Annotated in this window: 21 protein-coding genes and 1 pseudogene; 8 read left to right on the top strand and 14 right to left on the bottom strand. The window is 50.7% G+C overall.

Annotated elements, in window-relative coordinates:
• Positions 1-196: 196 nt before the first annotated feature.
• Positions 197-1,540 (bottom strand): OprD family porin, encoded by a 1,344-nt coding sequence (locus AC1Q6I_RS31470; protein ID WP_024073368.1) that lies wholly within the window; start codon positions 1,538-1,540, stop codon positions 197-199.
• A gap of 392 nt (positions 1,541-1,932) precedes the next feature.
• Between AC1Q6I_RS31470 and AC1Q6I_RS31475 the strand changes: the two genes are divergently transcribed.
• The 7 genes from AC1Q6I_RS31475 to AC1Q6I_RS31505 all read left to right on the top strand — a co-directional run bounded on the left by AC1Q6I_RS31475 (position 1,933) and on the right by AC1Q6I_RS31505 (position 11,760).
• On the top strand, positions 1,933-3,204 hold the full coding sequence (locus AC1Q6I_RS31475) for a TolC family protein (protein WP_131672237.1): 1,272 nt from the start codon (positions 1,933-1,935) through the stop codon (positions 3,202-3,204).
• 67 nt (positions 3,205-3,271) lie between these two features.
• Positions 3,272-4,516 (top strand): efflux RND transporter periplasmic adaptor subunit, encoded by a 1,245-nt coding sequence (locus AC1Q6I_RS31480; protein ID WP_024073370.1) that lies wholly within the window; start codon positions 3,272-3,274, stop codon positions 4,514-4,516.
• A gap of 24 nt (positions 4,517-4,540) precedes the next feature.
• On the top strand, positions 4,541-7,693 hold the full coding sequence (locus AC1Q6I_RS31485; protein ID WP_024073371.1) for a CusA/CzcA family heavy metal efflux RND transporter: 3,153 nt from the start codon (positions 4,541-4,543) through the stop codon (positions 7,691-7,693).
• A 149-nt stretch (positions 7,694-7,842) separates the two neighbouring features.
• Positions 7,843-8,169, top strand: coding sequence for a DUF2790 domain-containing protein (locus AC1Q6I_RS31490; RefSeq protein WP_019818112.1), 327 nt, complete (start codon positions 7,843-7,845; stop codon positions 8,167-8,169).
• Between the two features lie 789 nt (positions 8,170-8,958).
• Positions 8,959-9,378, top strand: a complete 420-nt coding sequence (locus tag AC1Q6I_RS31495; protein ID WP_024073372.1) for a GtrA family protein — start codon at positions 8,959-8,961, stop codon at positions 9,376-9,378.
• Positions 9,344-10,327: a glycosyltransferase family 2 protein gene (locus AC1Q6I_RS31500; protein WP_024073373.1), complete on the top strand. Its 984-nt coding sequence runs from the start codon at positions 9,344-9,346 to the stop codon at positions 10,325-10,327. Before AC1Q6I_RS31495 ends, AC1Q6I_RS31500 begins: the two co-directional genes overlap by 35 nt.
• Positions 10,321-11,760, top strand: a complete 1,440-nt coding sequence (locus AC1Q6I_RS31505; protein WP_019818109.1) for an ArnT family glycosyltransferase — start codon at positions 10,321-10,323, stop codon at positions 11,758-11,760. The genes AC1Q6I_RS31500 and AC1Q6I_RS31505 overlap by 7 nt, the downstream gene beginning before the upstream one ends.
• 187 nt (positions 11,761-11,947) lie before the next feature.
• Here AC1Q6I_RS31505 and AC1Q6I_RS31510 read toward each other — a convergent pair whose 3' ends face one another.
• From AC1Q6I_RS31510 to AC1Q6I_RS31525, 4 genes and pseudogenes are all read right to left on the bottom strand, one after another.
• Positions 11,948-12,178: a hypothetical protein gene (locus tag AC1Q6I_RS31510; RefSeq protein ID WP_019818108.1), complete on the bottom strand. Its 231-nt coding sequence runs from the start codon at positions 12,176-12,178 to the stop codon at positions 11,948-11,950.
• 607 nt (positions 12,179-12,785) lie between these two features.
• Positions 12,786-14,201, bottom strand: coding sequence for a heavy metal sensor histidine kinase (locus AC1Q6I_RS31515; protein ID WP_102625786.1), 1,416 nt, complete (start codon positions 14,199-14,201; stop codon positions 12,786-12,788).
• A complete protein-coding gene (locus tag AC1Q6I_RS31520; RefSeq protein WP_019818106.1) occupies positions 14,198-14,872 on the bottom strand; it encodes a heavy metal response regulator transcription factor in 675 nt (224 codons plus the stop codon). Before AC1Q6I_RS31520 ends, AC1Q6I_RS31515 begins: the two co-directional genes overlap by 4 nt.
• A gap of 486 nt (positions 14,873-15,358) precedes the next feature.
• Positions 15,359-16,265: pseudogene (locus AC1Q6I_RS31525) on the bottom strand (cation diffusion facilitator family transporter).
• An 848-nt stretch (positions 16,266-17,113) separates the two neighbouring features.
• On the opposite strand from AC1Q6I_RS31525, the gene AC1Q6I_RS31530 reads away from it, so the two are divergent.
• Complete coding sequence (locus AC1Q6I_RS31530; RefSeq protein ID WP_073845723.1) at positions 17,114-17,854, top strand: NADPH-dependent F420 reductase; 741 nt, start codon at positions 17,114-17,116, stop codon at positions 17,852-17,854.
• Positions 17,855-18,339: 485 nt separating this feature from the next.
• On the opposite strand, the gene AC1Q6I_RS31535 is transcribed toward AC1Q6I_RS31530, so the two are convergent.
• The 9 genes from AC1Q6I_RS31535 to AC1Q6I_RS31575 all read right to left on the bottom strand — a co-directional run.
• Positions 18,340-18,564: a hypothetical protein gene (locus tag AC1Q6I_RS31535; protein ID WP_019818103.1), complete on the bottom strand. Its 225-nt coding sequence runs from the start codon at positions 18,562-18,564 to the stop codon at positions 18,340-18,342.
• 83 nt (positions 18,565-18,647) lie between these two features.
• On the bottom strand, positions 18,648-19,253 hold the full coding sequence (locus tag AC1Q6I_RS31540; protein WP_019818102.1) for a DUF3275 family protein: 606 nt from the start codon (positions 19,251-19,253) through the stop codon (positions 18,648-18,650).
• Positions 19,254-19,330: 77 nt separating this feature from the next.
• Positions 19,331-19,666 (bottom strand): hypothetical protein, encoded by a 336-nt coding sequence (locus AC1Q6I_RS31545; protein ID WP_019818101.1) that lies wholly within the window; start codon positions 19,664-19,666, stop codon positions 19,331-19,333.
• 74 nt (positions 19,667-19,740) lie between these two features.
• Complete coding sequence (locus tag AC1Q6I_RS31550) at positions 19,741-20,238, bottom strand: hypothetical protein (RefSeq protein WP_019818100.1); 498 nt, start codon at positions 20,236-20,238, stop codon at positions 19,741-19,743.
• Between the two features lie 108 nt (positions 20,239-20,346).
• Complete coding sequence (locus tag AC1Q6I_RS31555; protein WP_019818099.1) at positions 20,347-20,883, bottom strand: STY4534 family ICE replication protein; 537 nt, start codon at positions 20,881-20,883, stop codon at positions 20,347-20,349.
• Between the two features lie 95 nt (positions 20,884-20,978).
• On the bottom strand, positions 20,979-21,230 hold the full coding sequence (locus AC1Q6I_RS31560; RefSeq protein WP_008437363.1) for a hypothetical protein: 252 nt from the start codon (positions 21,228-21,230) through the stop codon (positions 20,979-20,981).
• 304 nt (positions 21,231-21,534) lie between these two features.
• Positions 21,535-21,834, bottom strand: a complete 300-nt coding sequence (locus tag AC1Q6I_RS31565) for a hypothetical protein (protein WP_073451708.1) — start codon at positions 21,832-21,834, stop codon at positions 21,535-21,537.
• Between the two features lie 931 nt (positions 21,835-22,765).
• Positions 22,766-23,206: a type IV pilus biogenesis protein PilM gene (pilM, locus tag AC1Q6I_RS31570; RefSeq protein ID WP_019818097.1), complete on the bottom strand. Its 441-nt coding sequence runs from the start codon at positions 23,204-23,206 to the stop codon at positions 22,766-22,768.
• 57 nt (positions 23,207-23,263) lie between these two features.
• Positions 23,264-23,544 (bottom strand): hypothetical protein (locus AC1Q6I_RS31575; protein ID WP_492618412.1); only part of this gene is annotated, 281 nt, incomplete at its 5' end.

A 23,544-nucleotide genomic window follows, 5' to 3' on the forward strand; every position in this document is an offset into this window, starting at 1 on the left:
CAGTCATGAACTCCATCGGGACGCGGTGCGCGTACTCGAAGATTTACTCGAATTTTAGGTAAAAAAAAGCGCCCCAGGGGGGCGCAAAATATTCACCTTTTACCAAAGGAGCATTTAAGCAACTCAAGGTGAATTCTTTAAGCTCGCTATTTTTGTTTTAGGCGAGTCACATGAATAAATCGATCTTGTTTAGGGCTCACAGTATCGAAAGTGGATATTCAACGATCAGGCGTACTTCATCCAAGTCCGATTCGAATGCAGTGGCACGAGTATTTGCTTGACGTAATCGCAAGGAAAGATCTTTCGCCGCACCTGTTTGTACGACGTATTTGACTTCAATATCACGCTCCCAACGTTTTTGATTCGTGAGCGGATCGCCGTTACCATCAGTGCGCATATAGAATTGATTGGCGTTCGAATAGTCTGCACCAGAACCTCTGGCATAACGAGTCATGAACGATAGCCCCGGAATACCGTAGCTGGTCATGTTCAAGTCGTAGCGCAGCATCCAAGAGCGTTCCTTCGGTGAGTTGAAGTCGCTGTACTGTATTGAGTTGTCAACGAAGATTGAGTCTGATTGACGAAGGTAGTCGAAGTCGTCATCGCCATTGTTTCGCTGATGAGACAGTGCAAGAGTATGCGCACCGTACCGGACGCCGAGCTTGGCGCTCCATATATTGTTGTCGAATTCGCCCAGGCGCTTCTTGCCTTCATCTACAGCTTTGTAGTAGTTGAATCCGCCGATAAGCGTCAAATCATCGCTGAGTGGGTAAGTGAGGCTGCTACCGGCATAGTATTGATTCCAAACATCCTTCAATTGGCTGGCGTAAAGGCTCACCGTGATGTTGTCGTTGACTTGGTAATCACCGCCGCCGTACCCAATCCAAGGCGAGTTGACCGGGCCGGCATAAAATGTGGCAAAGTTATCGTTCAAGTTGCTGGAACCAGGCTGGCTCATCGCATGCAGTCGACCACCCTGCAAGGTTAGGCCTTGAATGCTACTATTTTCGACCGTCACGCCGCGGAAACTTTCAGGGAGTAAGCGAGAATCTCCCGATGCCACGACGGGTGTTGCGGGGAAAACATCTCCAACCTTTACGACAGTATCAAACAGCCGAAACTTCGCTGCTCCACCCACCTTAGTGTATTCATCACGTGCTTCGCCGTCACCGTTAACAGGCAGCACGTCAAAGCTGCTACGGCCACCGTTGCGCCCGCCACCAGTATCAAGCTTGATGCCAATCATTGCAAACGCATCTATACCAAAGCCCACAGTGCCCTGCGTAAAACCAGAGTTGAATTTAGTGATTATCGCATGTGCCCAAGCTTCGGAATAACCGTTGGTATTGCCTTTGCCGCTGTTGAAAGTCGGCGCAGATGCATCACGATTATCACGATTGAAATAGAAGTTGCGGTTTAGAACAGTAAGGCTGCTACCTTCAATAAAACCTTCTGGTTTACCTTCCGCTTGTGCCGTGAGGGCATAGCTTCCAGAAAAAGCTGAAACCGCAGCCAAATACAAAGTTACTTTGTGTCTCATGCGATGCTCCTTTGATTACGGCAGTTTTTATTATGATTTACCTACGCGGGTATAGTCTGTTGTTTTGGCCCGGTGGAGCACTTAGAATAGCGCCTGGGTCATATTTGCAGATCAAAGATAACGAGTCGGTGACGGGGTGATTACAATTCTGTTATCAGGTATTTCCACCGTTGCAGGGCTTCCAGAATCTTTTTCACTAAATCCCTGCGTTTCGCCTGAAAGCTTTCTATTTCGACTATCCCCCCAGGGTTTCTAACGAAATTGTAATTTTATAGCCACCCCTCTGATAGTGATCGCTGATTAGAGTGCCATCACCTGATCCAGAGGAGCTTGGCAGCTGTTTAGGCGTTCTCGCCAAGCTTTATCAAAGTTTGTGCATGAGGACTATCAAAGTGCCCTGGTATAATCACATTGCTTTATCTAAAACCCCCATCTTTCCTTTGAAAGTCTTTGTGTTCTGTATGGTCTTGTCTGGATTGTGGGTGCCTGCCGCATTTGCCCAGAGTCTCAGTCTGGCTGAAGCGCTTTCGACGGCAATAGACGCTAACCCCGATCTTGCAGCAGCACGTCAAGAGATCGGAATCTCTGAAGGAGTGCGCAAGCAGGCTGGACTCATCCCCAATCCTGAAATTTCTTATCAAGTAGAAGACACCCGTCGTAATACCAGCACGACGACTGTCGCGCTTAGTCAGCCGTTAGAGTTGGGTGGCAAGCGACGTGCTCGTGTCGAGGTTGCAACCTACGGTCAAAGCGTCGCGCAGTTAGAGCTGGACCGTCGAGTCAATAGCCTTCGTGCAGATGTTGTTCAATCTTACTACGCTGCTTTGAGAGCTCAGACCGGCTTGAATCTGGCAAAACAATCATTGGAGCTCACCGAACGCGGTCTGCGCATCGTCGATGGACGGGTGCGTGCCGGTAAGTCCTCGCCGGTGGAAGCCACGCGCGCTCAGGTGCAACTGGCTGAAGCCAAGTTACAGGTAAGGCGCGCTGAAACCTTGAAGTCAACGGCTTACCAGCAATTGGCCCAGTTAATAGGCAGTTCGGTCACTGCATTTGATCGTCTTGACTCGCCAGACCTATCTCCCGGCAAGCCGCCGCAAGCTACAGAATTACTGGCGAAGCTCGATCAAACCGCAGATATGCGTCAAGCGCTTGCTCAAATAGATAAGAGCGATGCCTCACTAGGCGCGGAAAAGGCGCAGCGCATCCCGAATCTCACCGTGAGTGTTGGTAGCCAATACGACCGCTCTATTCGCGAGAGGGTCAATGTCGTGGGGCTGTCGATGCCTTTACCGCTGTTTGATCGCAATCAGGGCAACATTCTTTCCGCTTCTCGCCGCGCAGATCAGGCCCGAGACCAGCGAAACGCTGTTGAGCTCAGGCTACGTTCCGAAACTCAAACCGCAGTGAATCAGTGGGCTACCGCCATGCAGGAGGTCGAGTCCTATGACAAGACGATCCTGCCTTCAGCTCAACAGGCCGTGGATACCGCAACTCGTGGATTTGAGATGGGCAAATTCGGTTTCATCGAAGTGCTGGATGCTCAGCGCACCTTGATAGTTGCTCGTGGCCAGTACCTCGACTCTTTGGCGGCTGCGACCAATGCGCGTGCTCAAGTGGAAAGGGTGTATGGCGACGTCGGCTTGACTGCCAATACGCGCTGAACAGGCCAGGCATTTTCCTTGTATGCGTCTTTGAATAAGCCGGTACCTAAGATCAGCAGGAGTAGCAATGGATAACAAACGCAAGATCGCGCTCGCGGTAATCGCTGTGGCAGTCCTCGGATTTGGCAGTTTCGCCTGGAACTCCAGTTCCGAGCAGCCTCCAGTCAGTAAGGCCGAACATGGCACTGAAGATGGCCATGAGAGAACTGCTGTAGCACCTGCTAAAGACGGGGGGGATGAAGGTCACGGTGAGGAAGGCCACAGCGAAAATGCCAATGAGGAAGAGGGCAAGATGACGCTTAGCGCCGAGCAGATTGAGGCTGCGGGCGTCGTTCTGGAAGCAGCTGCTCCCCGTGAGATTAGCACTATTGTGACTTTTCCTGGCGAAATACGGTTTGATGAGGACCACACCGCACATGTGGTACCTCGCGTTCCTGGAGTTGTTGAAAGCGTTCAGGCGAACCTGGGCGAGTCGGTCAAGAAGGGCCAAGTCCTTGCGGTGATTGCCAGTCAACAGATCTCGGATATGCGCAGTGAGCAACAAGCTGCACAGCGACGTGTTGAGTTGGCACGCTTGACTTTTGACCGCGAGAAGCAGTTGTGGCAGGACAAAATCTCCGCCGAGCAAGATTACCTTCAGGCGCGACAAGCTTTGCAAGAAGCTGAAATATCACTGGCCAACGCTAAGCAAAAGGTCGGAGCAATCGGCGCTTCGGTCAATTCTGCAGGCGGTAACCGCTATGAACTGCGTGCGCCTTTCGACGCAGTTGTAGTGGAAAAGCACCTGACCGTCGGTGAGGTGGTCAGCGAGGCAACCAATGCTTTCATCCTGTCCGATCTTAATCAGGTGTGGGCAACTTTCGCGGTTCCTCCTGGCGATCTCGGAAAGGTCGTGACTGGCCGCTCGGTAAAGGTTTCTTCTCCTGACATGAAGGCTGAGGTCGAGGGCAAGGTGGGTTACGTAGGCAGCCTTTTGGGCGAGCAGAATCGTGCAGCGCCCGTCCGTGTCACTCTGACCAATCCCAATGGGGCCTGGCGACCGGGGCTGTTCGTGAGCATCGCAGTCACGTCACAAACTGATCAAGTTGCTGTAGCTGTTCCAGAGTCAGCGGTGCAGACCGTCGAGGAAAAAACTGCAGTTTTCGTGAGGACCACTGAGGGCTTCGACACTCGCAGGGTAACTCTAGGTCGCCGTGCCGGTGGCTATGTGGAAATAACCGAAGGCCTCCAATCGGGTGCCCAAGTGGCAACCAGTGGCAGCTTCACGCTCAAGTCTGAGCTTGGCAAAGCGTCTGCCGAGCATGGCCACTGATGCGAATTTACAGGATGATTTCTTATGTTTGAACGTATCATCAGATTCGCCATTGAGCAGCGCATCGTAGTAATGATCGCAGTTCTAATCATGGCCGGTATAGGTATCTACAGCTACCAAAAACTGCCCATTGATGCGGTGCCTGATATCACAAACGTCCAGGTGCAGATTAACACTGGCGCCCCTGGTTACTCGCCGTTGGAAACCGAACAGCGGATCACGTTTCCAGTTGAAACGGCCATGGCCGGTCTTCCGGGCCTTCAGCAAACCCGATCCCTATCTCGCTCCGGCTTGTCACAGGTCACCGTGATCTTCAAAGACGGTACTGACATCTTTTTTGCCCGCCAACTCATTAACGAGCGTTTGCAGGTTGCAAAGGAACAGTTGCCAGATGGGGTCGAGGCCGTCATGGGGCCTGTATCCACCGGGCTTGGTGAAATCTTCCTGTGGACCGTTGAAGCGGAAGATGGCGCACTCAAAGAAGATGGTACTCCTTACACTCCCACCGACCTGCGAGTGATCCAGGATTGGATTATCAAGCCGCAGCTGCGCAACGTCCCTGGTGTTGCCGAGATCAACACCATCGGTGGCTTCGCCAAGCAGTTTCTGATTGCGCCGGACCCGAAGCGGTTGGCTACCTACAAGCTGACACTTAATGACCTGGTAGTTGCATTGGAAAGCAACAACGCCAACGTGGGCGCCGGTTACATCGAGCGTAATGGTGAGCAGTTGCTCATTCGTGCGCCGGGTCAGGTAAGCAATATCGAAGATATTGCCAACATCGTAATTACCAGTGTAGATGGCACGCCGATTCGCATCAGCAACGTTGCTGAAGTCAGCATCGGTAAAGAACTGCGAACGGGGGCTGCTACTGAGAATGGTCGCGAAGTAGTACTCGGTACCGTATTTATGCTGATTGGTGAAAATAGTCGTACAGTGTCCCAAGCTGTGGCCACCAAATTGACCGACATCAACCGCACCCTGCCGAAGGGCGTGGTTGCTGTGACCGTTTATGACCGTACCAACTTGGTTGAAAAAGCCATTGCGACGGTGAAGAAGAACTTGGTGGAAGGCGCGATTCTGGTAATTGCTATTCTCTTCCTGTTCCTCGGCAACATCCGCGCAGCACTGATCACCGCAATGGTGATCCCGCTGTCCATGCTATTTACCTTCACAGGTATGTTCAACAACAAGGTTAGTGCAAACCTAATGAGTTTGGGAGCACTCGACTTTGGCATTATTGTAGATGGTGCCGTGGTTATAGTAGAAAACGCGATCCGCCGACTGGCTCATGCGCAACACAAGCATGGTCGCATACTCACCAAAGCAGAACGCTTCCATGAAGTCTTTGCCGCTGCAGGTGAAGCTCGCCGGCCACTGATATTTGGCCAGTTGATCATCATGGTAGTGTATCTGCCGATCTTCGCCCTAACCGGCGTCGAAGGAAAAATGTTCCACCCCATGGCATTCACTGTCGTAATGGCGCTGCTGGGGGCAATGATTCTTTCCGTAACCTTTGTTCCTGCTGCTATCGCCATGTTCATCACTGGCAAGGTCAAGGAAGAGGAGGGCGTGGTAATGCGCACCGCCCGACAGCGCTATGAGCCGATACTGCAATGGGTTCTTGGGCACCGGAACATTGCGTTCTCGGCTGCAGTAGCTCTGGTCGTACTTAGCGGTATACTTGCAAGTCGTATGGGTAGCGAGTTCATTCCCAGCCTTAGTGAGGGCGACTTTGCGATGCAGGCTATGCGAGTGCCCGGAACGAGCCTTACTCAGTCCGTCGAGATGCAACAGCGCCTGGAGAAAGCGGTAATAGCGCAGGTCCCAGAAGTAGAGCGGATGTTCGCACGCTCGGGTACTGCAGAAATCGCATCTGATCCAATGCCGCCTAACGCCTCTGACGCCTACATAATGCTTAAGCCTCAGGATCAGTGGCCAAATCCCAATAAGCCTCGTGATGAGCTGATCGCTGAGGTGCAGAAAGCCGCAGCAGGTGTCCCGGGAAGCAACTATGAGTTGTCCCAGCCGATCCAGTTGCGTTTCAACGAGCTGATTTCGGGCGTGCGTAGTGACGTTGCGGTGAAAGTTTTTGGCGATGACATGGACGCGCTCAACAGCACCGCCAACAAAATCGCGGCATCGCTTAAAGCGGTACCGGGCTCATCGGAGGTCAAGGTTGAGCAGACTTCCGGCCTTCCTGTGTTAACCATCAACATCGACCGCGAAAAAGCAGCACGCTACGGTTTGAACATCGCGGATGTGCAAAACTCAATTGCTATTGCTGTGGGTGGCCGCCAGGCAGGTACATTGTATGAGGGCGATCGTCGGTTCGATATGGTGGTGCGACTGCCTGAGACCGTGCGCACTGACGTAGCGGGTATGTCCAGCTTGCTGATTCCTGTGCCTGCTAATGTTGCTCAGGATGCTAATCAGATAGGGTTCATTCCTCTGTCCCAAGTCGCTAATCTTGACTTGCAGTTGGGCCCGAACCAGATCAGCCGCGAAAATGGGAAACGGCTGGTAGTAGTTAGTGCAAACGTTCGAGGCCGTGACCTAGGCTCGTTCGTTGAAGAAGCGACTAAGTCGCTGGCTACTGTGCAGATCCCAGCAGGCTACTGGACTACCTGGGGTGGCCAGTTTGAGCAGTTGCAATCAGCAGCCAAGCGTCTGCAGATCGTTGTTCCAGTCGCATTGCTTCTGGTCATGACACTGCTGTTCCTGATGTTCAACAACTTGAAGGATGGCATGCTGGTCTTCACCGGAATTCCATTCGCACTCACCGGCGGTGTAGTTGCACTGTGGTTGCGGGATATCCCGCTGTCTATCTCGGCGGGAGTTGGCTTCATTGCGCTGTCCGGTGTGGCAGTTCTAAACGGCCTGGTTATGATTTCTTTTATCCGCGGGCTGCGGGAGGAAGGACGTACCCTCCGGCAAGCGGTAGATGAAGGCGCGTTGACACGGTTAAGGCCCGTTCTGATGACAGCCCTAGTCGCATCCCTCGGATTTATCCCGATGGCTCTCGCAACAGGTACCGGTGCTGAAGTTCAGCGGCCACTGGCGACAGTGGTGATTGGCGGGATTCTTTCGTCTACCGTGCTTACTCTGTTGGTGCTTCCTGCTCTGTATCAATGGGCACACCGCAAAGATGATGATGGTGATGAAGCGGGTAGCTGATAGCCCATAACAGAAGCCCACAGCAACGTTGTGGGCTTTTCATTCTGGATATTGTTGTCACCTTTCAAAATTGTAAGTTTACCGTCATGCCGGTGATGCCTGTGAGTTGATAAGGTTACTCCCAATAAGATTGATATTGAGAGGACCTTATGAAAAAGCTTATCATTGCGGCAGCCCTAGCTGTTTTGCCTATAGTTTCACAAGCTACTACGTTTTCCGAAAAGAAGCAGTTGCAATATATTCAGGAACATCAGAACGCCGTGGCTAGCTATGCGGCGAAAAATAATAAGCCAATACCAGAGATTCAGGACTACAAGTATGGAATGAAGATTGATGTTGCAAAATTTGTGCGTCAGTCCCAGGATCCCCGTACTTGCGAGGTGTATCAACGGTTGATGACCTACGAAGACTCGCGGGGTGAGCTTAATACGATTCGTTATTCTTTGTTTTCCCAATGTGTCAACAACAAAAATTGAATGCATCGATAGGATTTTTAGAGGCCATAGAAAAACGCCAGGCGATGCCTGGCGTTTTCTATGGTCCTTGACATGTTTTAACCAAAGATTGTCAGTCCTTGCCCCCCTCCCCAAAAGTAAGTCAAGTCCAGCTAAAAAATTTAGGCCGGCGAATTTGCACTCAGAAGCAGCGAATTTTGAAAAAAACTGATTTCTGTGACATCCAGGCAAAGCATGAGCACTGACTCAGTCGAAGTGCGGCTTGATAAGGGTGTTTATTGGAAAGTTTATAATTGGCTCGGGGCTTAGGCTTACTTAAAGACTTAACTCCGGATAATTGCTTTAGGTGAGTCCTCAGGCTTTGAACGAAAAACGAAAGTCGATGGTGTGGCAGCAAGTTCTGGGTCGTACTAGCTTGCTACCCAACCAAAAATAAACACTGAATATATGGGCTTAGCTCGACGACACGTACGTTTAGCAGGTTGCTTCTTGTTTAAACTGATGGGCGCTCGTGAGAAAATGGATCACTGGTTGGTAAGTTGATACTTAATTGGTGTAATTATTGGTGTCGTTACTGGTTTTCATGTTTTGAGAAAGTGCTTAATTGTCCAAGATCTAAAGTGCCATCATGTATATGCTCTTATCAGAATTGTAATCTCTGGATCATGCTAGAGTTATTTGTTCAGTTTATTATTAGGGTTTTTTGGTGTTTGTTGGGTGGCACAGCTATTGTCGAGGTGCTGCATCATTTAGTTCTGAAATTACATGCAGTTCACTTTTTTTTCACTTCGGGTTGTTTAGTCTTTGTAGATGGAAAATACAAGCATGTCGATCATAGCTTTGCTTATTCGTTATCTAGGCATTGGATTCGTAGCAACCGGGGGGCACTATTTTGTATTTCTCCTGCTTATTGTAAATGGAGTTACTGATCCAGTGTTAGCCAGCGTTGGCGGAGGCGTGATAGGCGCTATTATTAGCTATATTGGTAATAGAAGGCTCAGTTTCGTGGCGACGGGAATTTATAAGCTTCAACCTATCAGGTTTGTACTTGTCTCGTTGGCAACTAATATCGGTAATGGTGTAGGTATGTGGGTTCTGATTAAATTCAATCTCTCACCGCTTGTCTCTCAGATTTTAGTGACTTTAACCCTAACTGCGCTCGGATTCACTGCGCATCGTTTCTGGACATTCAATCATGCGGACATCACATCGGCTTTCCGAACGCGCTGACCCCTTGTTAACAATAGTGGTTCCTTGCTTTCAAGAAGAGCAAACCATTCCGGAATTTCACAAGCGCATCACCAGAGTTGTAAAGCGCCTGCCTGTTTCGTGCGAGATTCTCTATGTCGACGATGGTAGTAGCGATCAAACTGCAGACCTACTTCGACACTATCAAGATGGATCAAATGTACGATGCCTGTTCCTAAGTCGGAACTTCGGAAAAGAGGCTGCGTTAAGTGCAGGGATCGACCATGCACGCGGTAGCGCATTGATCTTCATTGATGTCGACCTTCAGGATCCACCTGAACTCATCTCGAGTATGGTATATCATTGGCAGATGGGTTACGACGTTGTGAACATGCAACGCGACTTGCGAACTGGCGACTCCTGGCTAAAACGCACGAGTGCACGTAGCTATTACTGGATCATGCAGCGCCTGGTGGAGAAAGTTGATCTTCCGGTGGATGTCAGTGACTTCCGTCTGATTGGTCCTGCTCCATTGGCCGCCTTAAGAGCGCTGGACGAACGCTCCAGAATTCTTAAGGGTTTGATCGGCTGGGTAGGCTTTCGCACCATTGAGTTACCCTACAATCGCACTTCCCGTCATGCCGGCAATACCAAGTGGAACGCCGCTAGCCTGCTGGACCTAGCCATCGAAAGTATTCTCAGCTTCTCCCGCAAGCCGCTTCGTATATTCAGTCTCATTAGCTTCAGTTTCTTTGTCTCCAGCATCTGCTACCTGCTCGCAGTACTGGTAGCAGGCTCCTTTGACATCCATCACCTGCTTGTCGGAATTGCTTCATTCATGTGCGTGGGTGTTGCACTGGTGGGCGAGTACGTAGGCGTAACGCTCGCGGAGGTCAAACGCCGCCCCCTTTATTTTCTAAATAGTAATAATGAAGCGCGACCCATGACTATTCATCCTCCGGCTTCCTCACTCGAGGGTAAGAAATGCTGAATTTGAAAAGCGAGCGAACATTGTGGTTCATCCTGAGTTCGATTCTGCTTTTGCGTCTCCTGGGGCTGGGCGTATATCCCCTGATGGATACCTCTGAAGCACGCTACGCTGAAATGGCACGCAAGATGGTTGAACTGAGTGACTGGGTGACTCCGATGTTCGATTACGGAGTTCCATTTTGGGGCAAGCCACCGCTGTCTTTCTGGACCCAAGCGGCGAGCATGACGGTATTCGGCACCAATGAGTTTGCTGCTCGATTCCCAGCCTGGTTTCTCCACTTGGCAAGCTGCTTCATCATCATCAGGCTCGCGACACAGGAGGTATCGCGCAAGGCGGGCATTTGGGCAGCCATCATCTTTTCCGGCACGGCGCTGGGCTTGGTGTCCAGTGGTGTTGTGCTGACTGACCCCGTTTTATCGTTCTCGATCCTGTTGGCCAGCTATGGTTTCTGGCGTTGGATGAAGTGCGCAGGCAAAGGGGATGCCTACCTTATGTTCTTAGCTCTCGGCTTGGGCCTGCTTGCTAAAGGGCCACTGACCTTGGTACTGATGGGCGCGCCAGCATTTTTTTGGATCGTCATCTACAAGCAATGGAATCGGGTATTGAGGCTTCCTTGGGTAACGGGGATTGCTCTCATGTTAGGTATATCAGTGCCTTGGTACATTGCAGCCGAAATGAAGACGCCGGGTTTCCTTGAGTATTTTTTTGTCGGCGAGCACTGGAGCCGATATGTTGTAAGTGATTGGGCCGGGGATCTCTACGGGAGTGCTCACGCCAAGCCCTACGGCACCATATGGATTCAGCTTGGCTTAGCGTTGCTTCCTTGGACTTTCTTTCTACCCCTCGTTATTAGCAGGCGTGGGACGATGCAGCGCTTCGATGTATACCTTTGGCTTTGGGCATTGGCGACACCTGTTTTCTTTACTTTCTCTGGTAACATTCTCTGGACCTATCTTCTTCCTGCTCTGCCTGCATGGACGCTACTCCTTGCCGAATGTATCAGCGAAGTGGGCAGAAAGACTGCTTGGGCTGCTGCAGCGAGCGCTCTGATGCTGCCAGTCGCGGGCGCCGGTATTATCTATAACGGTGTGCTTGAGGATCGTCCTCAGAACCAGCGAGATTTAGTGCAGGCCTGGCTGGATGTGCAGTCGTCTCAATCGGGCCCCCTGATTTATCCTGGCCGCCGCTCGTATTCGTCGGAGTTTTATAGCCGGGGAATGTCCAAAAGCATCAAAGATCCTGACAAGTGGCCTCGCGACAGATCGTTCTACCTTTCCAGGCGTTTGCGCGACAGCGATTCTGATCTACCTGTAGACGTTGGTTGCAAAATAATCACTGAAACGAACGCGAGCCAACTGCTTCTATGCCGCTGGAAGGACACTGCACAGGATGGTGAAAATATTCTAGGAGATAGTGCTACTGGCTCCCGTTGAAAGTAAGAGCCCGGCGAAGAGAGTATTTAAATTTCTAGCTGCTTTTCAGTTTAAAGTGAATAATCCATCTCAGGATTTATCTTTGATGCTGAAAAATTATTTAATAAGTACAATTAGGGAGAGGTTGCTAAAAAGCCAGATATTAATCTGGCTTTTTGTCGATGGCTTTGATCGTGTTAATTGTTTTTTACTGTCTCTTAGTTGTCGACTTGCTGCTAATGCCCTTAGGTTCTTTCTGTTTTTCTTGAGCAATTTTCTGCTTACTTTTCTCCGATACATCAGGACCCCATAGACGAGCTTGCTCGGCTCGGAAGTTATCTTTGAAATTTTTGGTTCGCTCGAAACCGTCTTCAGCAAAAGCGGAACTCATAAATCCAGTCAGTACGATACCAATAGAGAGGAGTTTTATGAATTTCATTGTGCCCTCGATGTTTACTAGGTCTGCTTAACTAGCAGCCTTTGTGGTTTGATAGTTTAGGATTTTGAAGCTAACAGCAGGGTGAGGGAATCATTACAATTTCGTAATTTATGCGTTTGGTGAAACGGTATAAATTTTGTGTTTGTGAAAGCTCCGAAGCAGGCTATTTTTCTTTCATAACCTTTAATGTGATATCTAAGCCATTGATGTTTTTGGATTTTTTGCCACTAGTGGAAGCTAGCCATAAACGATCTAAAGACTGTGTAGCAGCGATTGGATATTTTTGTTTACGCATCGAAGCTAACGGCTAGATTAGCTGGCATCTCAAATGCGGCGCCGTTGGCGGTTAGTCAAACTGGCTGTCGAATTTTTTTGACTCCGTCTGTGGTTCACTCAGAGGGGCGTGAAAGAGTTTAAGGCGGGGGGGGGGGGGGGGCGTGCCGATAAGGTCGCGTTATATGTGGCTGCTCGCCATATTTTCGGGTAGGGCTGCCTTCCCCTCTAGACGTCGAGCTAAAGACCAAAACAATACGGCAGCCCTCAGGCATTAAAGCTTTCAAGTAAAAAAGAGAGCTCTTCTAAAATCGGCCCCCTCCATATACGGGACCTAGGCTGCGCCCATTTGCGTTTGCTTCATTTGGGTGTCGGGAAAGTTGAGGTGAAACCAGGTAAAATTCTGATCAGTCACTTCTACGCTCGCAGAACCCTGATGCAATCCCATAATTGACTGTACTATAGCTAGGCCCAGACCCGTACCACCTTCATTTCGTGCTCGGCTTTTGTCTACACGGTAGAACCGCTCGAACAAATGCACCTGGTGTTCCTTGGCGATTCCGCGCCCCGGGTTACCAACACTCAAGGTAGTTCCGTTAGCACCGCGTTGAACTTTCACGTAAACCGTCCGGCCTCTTGGGCAGTAGCGAATCGCGTTCGAGACAAGGTTCGAGATGGCTCGTTGAATCATTATCTGATTGCCACGCACCACGCCATTTCCTGTGAGCTGGAGTTGTATTTCGCCTTCTTCGGCCGTAATGCTGAAGAGGTCGCAGACCCGCTGAATTTCGTCGAGCAAACAGACATTTTCGAATTCTACCATTGACGCGGGGTGGCTGACCTGGGCTAGAAATAGCATGTCGGAAACCATTCGACTCATGCGGTCCAACTCTTCCGTGCACGACTCCAAGACTTCTCGGTACTCAGGAAGAGACCTTTCCCGGGTCAGCGCAACCTGAGCCTTACCCATGAGATTGGACAAAGGTGCACGCAGTTCGTGAGCAAGATCGTCCGAGAACTGCGATAGCTGCTGAACCCCATCATCTAGACGCATCAGCATGATATTGATTCCATCGCCGAGCTTCTTCAGTTCTGCCGGCATCCCCTTCGTTGGTAGGCGATGATCAAGGCTCTCGGTGGAAATTTTCGAGGCAATCCTCAAGAACTTGGTCAGAGGCAGTAGTCCTCTGCGCACAGTCCACCATCCAATGGCCAAGATCAGAAAGAGAATAAGAGGCGAGACCATCAGCGCCCAGGTTAGCAATGCATCGAGCAGGGCTTGGTTGGCTGACTGGTCCATGGTCATGAACACACTAACTTCGGTTCCATCGCCTAGATTCATTACTCGCGAAGCGCTAAGTAGCGGGCGACCCGTGGAGTCACGCCACTCGTGCTGTTTAACCTGCTCGGTTGGCTTGAACTTGTGCACTTCCAGGTTGACTGCCTTCGAACCTATTGAGAGCAGTGGAGTTTGCGTTTGTCCTGACTCAAAGATGCTGACGTACAGATTATTGTGCCCCATGACCAAGTCAACTAGCTGGTGCGCGTCTGGATTGACATCAGCGATACTAGTGATAGCGGATAGGTTGTGAGTCATACCCGCCATTTTCACTTCGAGGTCCATTCGGGAGTTTCTCTCGAGAGCTTGGCTCACCATCACATACCCAAAGGTGGCGAAAAGGAGGAGCAGCGCTGCGCTCATCAAACCGACTTTGAATCCCAGCTTCACAGCCAGACTGAACGGCCTCATGCGCGCTCCTCCAGAACGTACCCTATGCCTCGAAGTTTATGTATGAGCTTGGTCTCAAATGGATCATCGATCTTCGAGCGTAATCGCCGGATAGAGACGTCAATAACGTTATTATCGCAGTCAAAGTTCATGTCCCATATCAGCCAGATGCTCTGAGAGCGTGTAAGTGCTTTGCCAGCTCGACTAATGAGAAGGTGCAGGAGAGCAAATTTCTTGGTGTTGAGGTCTATGCGTGTAGATCCACGGAACACCCGATGGCGCACAGAGTCGAGCTCTACATCCGAAATTCTCAGCGCGTTTTTCTCAAAAAGCTCGTCGCCACGTCTTTGCAGCGAGCGCATGCGAGCAAGCAGCTCGGGAAACTCGAAGGGCTTGACGAGGTAGTCATCTGCGCCACCGTCCAAACCCTTGAGCTTGTCGTTGGTTCGTCCCCAGGCAGTCAGCATAATGACGCGGACCCGGCTGGTTTCTCTAATGACTTCCAAAAGGTCCAAGCCATTGATGTCAGGGAGGTTCACATCGAGAAGCAGAAACGAATAAATATTAGTATTGAATAAGTGAGCGGCATCAACACCATTGTTTGCTATATTTACGATGTACCCGCTTTCAGAAAGGCCCTGCTGAAGGTATTCTACGTTTTTGGTTTCGTCTTCCACAACTAGAACGCGCATAACTTATCTCAGGATGTGAGTAAAATAATAGTCCAATCGGCCGCCAGTGTGGTTATACGCTGATTGGTAGTACTGCTGTGTGCTTGGTGTTTAATTTCATTATTTATTTTCATGCGCATTACATTAACTCAATAATAACTGATCCTAGCGCGAATTGGCTAAATGCGCGTAAGCTTTGCAAATTTGTAATTTTTGCGCAATATTATTGATAGTTATGATAAATTGATTGTTTGGAATAATCGAGAATCTGTCAATGGTAAGGTTTTTAAGGCCAAAGCTGGCGGATGCCTTCAGTGCGCGTAGCAGGCGAATCTGCCTGAAGGCTCCTTTAATATTGGCCGCCGGTCAACTCGATTAGTCGTTAAATTTAGAGGTGGCAGTAATGCATATTTAAAAGCGCGTATAGTCTTGGGGAACGCATCTTAAGTCGATTTTTCTTAGGGCTTCTGCCTGCAAATACAACAATTAGCGTCATCAAAAAAACGACTAGTGTGAAGGCTTCGGAGCATTATCATGAAAGGCTGCTTGCTCCATTTGAATCGTGCAGTGATGAATTTCGAACGATTTACTCACCGCGTCAATGACTGATGCGAGAATAACATCTCGATTTAATGAATCTCGCACGACTACGTGCGACGTCAGGATATTGCGGCCACTACTTAGAGCCCAAACATGCAGATCATGGACCTCCATGACCCCATCTACTCCAAGTATCAGGGACTCTATTTCCGCAATATTGAGATTGTCGGGTACCCCTTCCATAAGTACCCCCCAAGCTTTCGCGCAACAACTGCCAAGTACGTGGAAACACCCATATACCGATTGCTACGGCGACAATCGTATCGACCCAGCTCCAACCTGTAAATCGGATGACAAGTGCCGCTATGATCACGCCCAATGAACCAAGCATGTCGCTCCAGACTTCAAGATAGGCTCCCTTGAGATTCAGACTTTCACTGCTGGCAGAGGAGAGCAGACGCATCGATATCAGGTTCACAAAAAGACCCCCAATTGCGATCCACATCATCGCACCGGTAGCAATCTCCGACGGTACTAGCAAGCGCTGATACGCCTCGTACAAAATGTAGGCAGCGACCATAAAGAGTAATAAGGCATTGAACGTTGAGGCTAGGATCTCTATGCGAGCATATCCAAAAGTCCGTTTCTGGTCCGCTGGCCGCTTGGCTATTTGGAGAGCAATCAGTGAAATTGCCAGAGCAGCAGTATCTGTGAGCATATGTGATGCATCAGACAGCAGGGCTAGGCTGCCGGTAACGCATGCTCCGATAACCTCCGCAATCATAAAAATACCAGTCAGGGCAAGCGCCATGAGTAGTTTTTTCTGGTGTCCTTCACGTAGAGCGGCACCGCCATGAGCGTGATTGGATCCCACATGCTTCTCCTTGCCTAATGTAGTGGTTGGCTTCAATCTAGATTCTCATCGCTACAAACAAAAACACAAATATGGATCCTACCTTTCAGAACGGCTAATAAAACTCATTTAAACTAATTGTAGTTTAGGATGAAAGTATGTTGTTGGTATGCGATTTTTTGCAGACCTGCGTCTCCTCTAGCCGGCGATACGGTGCTAGTCAACAGCCTACTTTGACACGGCTCAAAAAAAGAAGGTTCCGCTGGGATTGTGTCAGAATTGTAATTCTGCTGTAGCTATCTCGTTATCCGTCGTCAAAAATAATACGGCTAGCTAAAAATTTACGCTACGTAGCGGTGTCGCTAAGCACAGACACGAAATTACCTCAAACTCCTCGCAACGCTGCTGAGTAACATAATTACCTAGTTTTTTAACGCCGGCCGCGGTCAATATTTTCATCGCAAATTCTGATTCCTTAATCACTGAACTATCTCGTAAGGAAGAAACCGCGGGTTTTGAAATGATGCTCGGCGATACGGAGCTCGAGAGTGCCGTTCGATGTGAGGGGTTAGGTCGATGACACCGTTGAGATGCGGAACGGACTGAGGCTTAACCATTAACACCGATTGTCGAAAGTGGTCGTCGCTACCGACCCAAAAGGGGCGAATGGCGGTAATTTGGATGCCGCTAGACGCTGGCATCGTGTGCCGATTACCGACAGCGTAACCTTTCATTCTTGAAGAGTCGTATTTACCTGAGTCAAGCGACATGCGTGCTCACCCCAGATCGCAGCGGCTTTGCGACACGCTTGATTCATTCGCACACCTAGCCAGGTAGCAACTTGAATATTGGTTGTGGGTGAGGAGGTTATTGAAGTGAAAATCGGAGTTAGCGGCGCCGGCAATATTGGGGCTACCCTTGCCCGCAAGCTCGTCGCGTGCGGCCATGAAGTTAAGCTGGCAAATTCGAAAGGCCCCGAAAGCCTTCAAAACCTGGTCAGTGAAATCGGCGCACACGCTGTGACCAAGGAAGAGGCAGTGTCCGAGGTAGGCGTTGTGATCCTCTCGATACCCTTCCCAAAATATCCAGATCTCAAACAGACGTTAAAGAATGTCCCCGAGAAAGTCGTTGTCATTGACACGTCCAATTACTATCCGGGACGCGACGGGGCAATCATAGAAGTTGACGACGGCAAGCCCGTGAACGTTTGGGTAAGCGAGCAGTTTAGCCGCCCGGTCATTAAGGCTTGGAACGCCGTCCTTGCAGCGACTCTTGCCGACAATCGGCAACCAACTGGATCTTCGACACGCATTGGCTTACATGTAGCAGGGGATGACACTCATGCAGAGGCCGTCGCGCAGGATCTCGTTGAGGATACGGGCTTTATCGCGCTTGCCGCTGGTAGCCTTGAAGATTCGTGGCGTCAGCAACCAGGAACACCAGCCTACTGCACCGAGCTAACATTGCCGGAGCTGAAGATGGCGCTGGAGGCGGCAGACAAGGTACGGGCACCTCAAAACCGAGACGCACTTATCGCAAAATTTATGGTTCCCGGCAGTCAGTTTACAGATGAGCAAATTGTTGCCACAAATCGCGCTAGGACGGCCTGACTACCGGATTAGGCGGGATTCTTTGCTAGAATTTCGCCTAATTGATCTAGTCGCTAAACTCATCTCTTTACGTAAACAGGGCACTGCAGACGCGTGCCTAACTCAGCGTCTGGATGAGGCCGCGAATTTCCTAACCTGTCCTGTATCGCGGCCTAGGCCACGTCACGTTGTTCAAGCATCCGCTCAATCTCAGCGCCAGCTAAAGCGTCGCAAGCGTGCGGCGTGGTCTACTACCGATCTCAACTATTAAGGCGTTGGCGTCAGGAAGGCGTGTTTACCGGACGCTTACCTTCAAGGAATTCCGGGCAACACAGAAACAAGAACGCCGATTTGATTGATGATGTTCGTGCGAGCAAACACATCTAACAAACCGGCGTTCTTATGTGCGATATTATACTTTTCTTCCTTTTTGGGAGGGCTTTTCTGTCGTTAACACAAAGCCTGATGGTGATGCCCTCCAGATCGATCTGACTCCCCGCGCCAAACTAGACCGTCTCGTTTTGAAATAGTGGGCTGTGCCCAGTGAGAAAGATTTGCCCCAGGTATTTGGGGCGAAGGGCAACGGCGCCATCGGCTTGTTCTGCCGTCATTTCGAGCTCCTCTACGAAGAAGTCCCAAAGCTCCTCATTCGTCGATACCTCGTTATTGGCGAGCTGATCTTCGATGTTTTCAAGGATTTGTTGGGTCAGGTTATTGAAGATTAGATTCATGTGCTGCTCCTGTTGAGTCGAGGAGCGCCCAGGAGGGAGCCTCTCATGAATGTGCCGATTGGCTTGGCGTATCGCCGGCATCGTTAGGTATTGGAGATATTCCATACCTGCAGTTTGAAGTTGTGTAAATAGCCGAGCTCCGAGAGCCGACTGCACTGTTGGCGTAGTTGCTGACGATCAACAGTTGTGTCCAGCCTGACTGTATAGCTTAGAGGCCAGATTGTGCCGAACAACTCGGCATCTGCCTCGAGGTCGTTGGTTGCGCCGGTCGGGGTCATCCCGAACGGGGCATCCTCTTTTGATACCTGTTTATTGGTGGCCGGTAGGGCGGGCGGATTATTACGCTGCACAGGCTTGGAGAGGTTGGAAGAAGACTCTTCATCCATAGGGTCAGGCTCGTTTGGCGAGAGCCTGGCGGCGTCTTCTGGTGTCAGATTGTCGACGTCGTCGAGGCTCATGCTTTCCAGCCTTGCACGGATCTCAACGATCAGGCGGCCTGCTGTGGAGTAATACGAAGGACGGATCTCCGTTATCAGAAAGTCGCCTCGGTATTTGCCTTCATCGTACTGATCGAGGAGTGCGTCTTTGATCACGAACTCACCGATAGAGGTCGAAAGCCGTCCGACGTTGAATTCGCCATTACGGCCGCTGATGGTACGGATGGCCAGTTGGCCGGGGATGTTGATCATGGGCAGCTCCACACTGCTACGAATGAAAAAAGCCCGACAGGTGTCGGGCTTTGGGCAGTGCTGTGATTGTCGAAGGATTACGGGCAAGAAGTATGAGTTTCTTCCTTGAGTGAGATGTACAGATAGAAAACGCCTGGCGGTGATTCTATACGGTCAAGTTTTAGGTCCAGCCAGACTCGATCAGTGCTATTGCCGGCAGGCAATAAACGATAGAGGCCGAAATGGATCTGTGTGCTGTCAGGTTGCAAGTGCAGTTCTCGGTAGGCCTCCAGGACAACTTCGCCCAGTCGCTCACTGACAACACTTGCATCCTGAGGGTTTTCAATATGCACCGCTTCCTGCCAGGCCCGGGGTGTTAAAACGACCGGGAGCTTGAGCAGGTCAGACGACACGAGGTTAGTGGTGCTTTGCATGTTTATCTCCAGGTGTGAGAAACCACCCGGCCCGTCCGGGAAGTGGTTTCCCGGTTAGGTATGTTTTGGTTATGTCAGGACCAGCACACGTGGCGTTGTGTCCAGAGGTTGAGGTCAAAAGCTTGTTTCGCGGCATATTCGCTGCGGTAGTATTCTTCGGACTCCCTTGATACCGGTTCAAACTCATCAGCGGTACCAATGTAATAGCCCGCAGCGCTCTTCAGTATTTGGAGGGGGTACTCGATACCGCACTCGGCGAATGCAAGTTTCCCGTATGCAAAATCCGACACAATGTATGGTTCCGGTGTTATTAGCTGCTGCTGGTCTTCTTCAGTAAAGCGTGACCAACCGCCACCATTAATGGCCGCGTTCACTCCTTCGCCCCAAGCTCGACTGAGCGCAGGAACGGTTTTGAACAGCTCGGGTACGATCGGCTGGCCGGCGCGGTACGCGTCGGCACCCAGAATATGAGCCTCGATCTCAGCCTCATATTGGGTAATCTCGTCGCCATAGATTTCCGCTTTTGCATAAGCAACGCGTATATCGAGAGATTGCGTAAATAACGTGTTCATAAAGGTGAGTCTCCAACGGACGAGAATCACCGTGCCCGGAAGGGAGGTGTTCCCTGCGGACTTTGATAATAATGAAGGCACCCGAAGGGTGCCTTTCAACAAAGTGAATCAAGATGCCGTACGCTGCTGTTTAGCGGGCGTTGGCTTGGATTGTTCCTCTGCTACTGGCTCGGATGCTTCTTCGCTTGCGAGCTGTGCTTCAGGTTCCGCTTCGCCGTCTTCAACAACTGGTTCTACTTCACGAGGCTTTGCTTCATAGACGGTTTGGCCATCCACCTTGATCCAGCCGATAAACAACAGGCGTCCCTTGAGGCTTGCTCCAGGTTGACCTTTTTTATCGCCTTTCTCGTAGGTAAATGCGTCGGTCCAGATATCACCGATGCGGAAGCTCACAAGGACCTTCTTTCCGGCTTCAACGGCTGCTTGGCTGCGACGAATCAGCTTTTCAGCTTCAGCGCCGACCACGTTGCAGTCGATATAGGAATACTCGGCATCATCCATCGAGCCGCGCAGAGCCGCAACGGTAACTGCCATGAATGGCTTACCTTTGCCGCGAGGTTTCACTTCACGGATACGGTTGAGATAACCGATACCAGTGGTGTGAAGGTCGAAGAATTTTGCTTCGTTGGATTGATTAGTGCTCATGGTGATTCTCCAGTTTCGAAATAACAGAAAGCGGAGAAACACTTCGCCCTAGGGGGAAAGTATTCCCCGCGAGGGTGGGTGGAGCTTAAGGTTGTTTAATGCATCAGCTTCATTGCAGCAATCATTACACCGACAGCTGCAGACAACATGACGCCCATGCGAATGGTGAGCTTGACTTCAAGCTGTGAAATCTCAGATTTGAACTCTGCAGCAAGAGCAGTTAAATCTGCCTTGGTAGCCAAACGTGAAAGCATGTCGGTCTCCAAAGCTTCAATAACAGCATTTGCCTTCTGTTCCGGGACGTTAATCGAAATCAACGCCTGGTAGAGAGCCAGTTCAGTTTTCATCAGACCTCCAAAAGTGAGAGGCCTGCCCTGACGGGGTAGGCCCGTCATGGGTGGGAAAGGTGCTTCCATCGACTAAGTCGACTGATCGCGCTACCGGAAGCTATGGCGATCTTGGGAGTGGATCAATGCAGAAAACCGCATCGTAGTCTTGCGGATCCAGACTACTTGGGCATGTTGCTGACGACGTCAGCGATACATGTGCAGATCATGGAAATACGATTGTCGCTTGTCAAGCCCCTACCGTGAAAACTCTGAGGAAACCTTCCCTTTGGGAAGGCTCCCTACAGAGGCGAAGGACGCAGACTTAGCAAGTTGCTGGCACCAACGAGCGTGCAGCTGGCTTCTTACGCGGTTTCCGAGCTGGCTTTTCGACCACTCGAGTGTTAGCCGCGTACCAAAGGTTCAGGTCGACACCTTTACGAGTTATTGCCGGTACATGATCCATCTCACGTACGAGACGCTCAGGTACGCAGGGCGGTGGAAGCAACGGAGCTGCTTTGGTATGGATAGCTGTGGGCGCAGCGCTGGTTTTCTTTACCGCACGCAGAAACTGTCGCGTGATGGTGCCAAGCGCGAAACCGAAGCCATAAGCAAGTTTGGACATGGTGATTCTCCTGCAGGTTGAATGCGGAGAACCCACTGACCCCGTTGGGGAAGTGATTCCCCGCGAGGTGAGTTGCATAAGGTGCTTCCATCGACGATTGTCGACCGACCGCGCTACCAGAAGCTCAGCGGTCTTGGGCGGATCTGACACGAACATCGTGTCGCAGTCTTCAAGATCCTGACTGCCTGGGCATGATGCTGACGACGTCAGCAAAGCACGTCCATATCATCGAAGGGGGGATGGTGATGTGTCAAGCGGAGAGGGATATTTCGCGGAGGGCAAAGAAGGTTCAGGTCGACAGGAGAAGCTACCGAGAGTAGCTGGGTCAACAGTCACTCTCGGATGTAGTAAGTAGCGTCTTTCAGAAAAAAATACCACCTGTGCGGGATGAAGGCGTTGTTGATCCCTGGGCTGTGATCTGAACGTCTTACTTCCAACACCTGGCCGATTATCGTGGCTGAGGCCAGCTAGCATAAGGCACGCATCCGCGCACAAAGGGAGCCCTGCGTTTCGCCGGCGGGCCACCGGCAAGGAAAAGCAGCTACCAATAGGTAGCCTGATCATCCTTTGCAAGATGATCAGGCTACCTATTGTGTGAGCTTTAAAAAGTGTGGGCCACAACACCAGTGTGGCCCTTAGACTACGGTGCTTCGAACCTCAACAGAGCCCTATGTGCCTTTGAACTCGCAATTCACGAGTTAGACGGCTGCGTGTCTGGCTTGAACAGGGAGACACAGGGAGAGCTCTGAACCAGGTCCGCACGCCCTTCCCGGAGCTATGCGTGCTTTGGGGTTGGTGATGAGGCAAGCCGCATCACCGGGCGCTACTGATGACCGCCAGTAGCCAACGGGGTGGAAACGTTGTTGTGATCATTATGTTGATAGGCCGGAGCTTATGCAACCCGGCGCCTTTCAAAGTCGGTCGACTCAGACTAATTGACTGCGACGACCGCACCTTCGGGAACAGGGGACGGAATTGCTATACCGGTCGCCCCAGTTATCTGTGAAATCAGCATTCCTGAACGCTTTAAACCAACGGTAGTTGTCTTTGTCAGGTCTACCAGCACAGAAGGCAAGCCTGACGGTGCAACCCCATCAAAATAAGTATAGGCCGTTCCTGATGAGATGTAAGAACCTACGCCCACAGGTTTCACAAACCACCCAGGTAGGTTGAGCGCAGAATCGCTCGGTACTCCGCTGAAGCCCGGGTTGGCCTGGGCATATTCGGTAGCGGCAGATCGGTACACCAGAAAGCCGCGACCCAGTGAGTCGAGGGTAGCGTAGTCGGATGTACGTTGGTCCTGATGTTGGTTCTCCATGAAAATGCTGGAGGCAATGAGCACAATCATCAAAACGAGCCATTGCATTGTCATGATATGAGCTCCATCCACAAAATGGTGGTTGTTACCACCTACGCGTCAATAACAAAACTATTTCGTGAGGATAATCAATGTTAAGCAAATTCCTACTAGGCCAAGCGCAATGACAGTCCACTTTGCGGCTCGCTTGATGCTCATTGGTTTGCGTTGTGGATTGATTAATTCCATAGTGGCGATCTTTTTTACTAAATAACGACCAGAGGCCGTTGGTTGTAACTTGTAAGTGAACTCGCCGACCTCGAATGCCTCTTTTTCTTCTAGGGATGGTCTGAAGTAGCCATGTATTTCCCCGGCATACCACCTAGCGCAACTTTTAAACTCGCCAAATGATC

The sequence above is a fragment of the Pseudomonas sp. MPR-R2A5 genome (assembly GCF_058793055.1).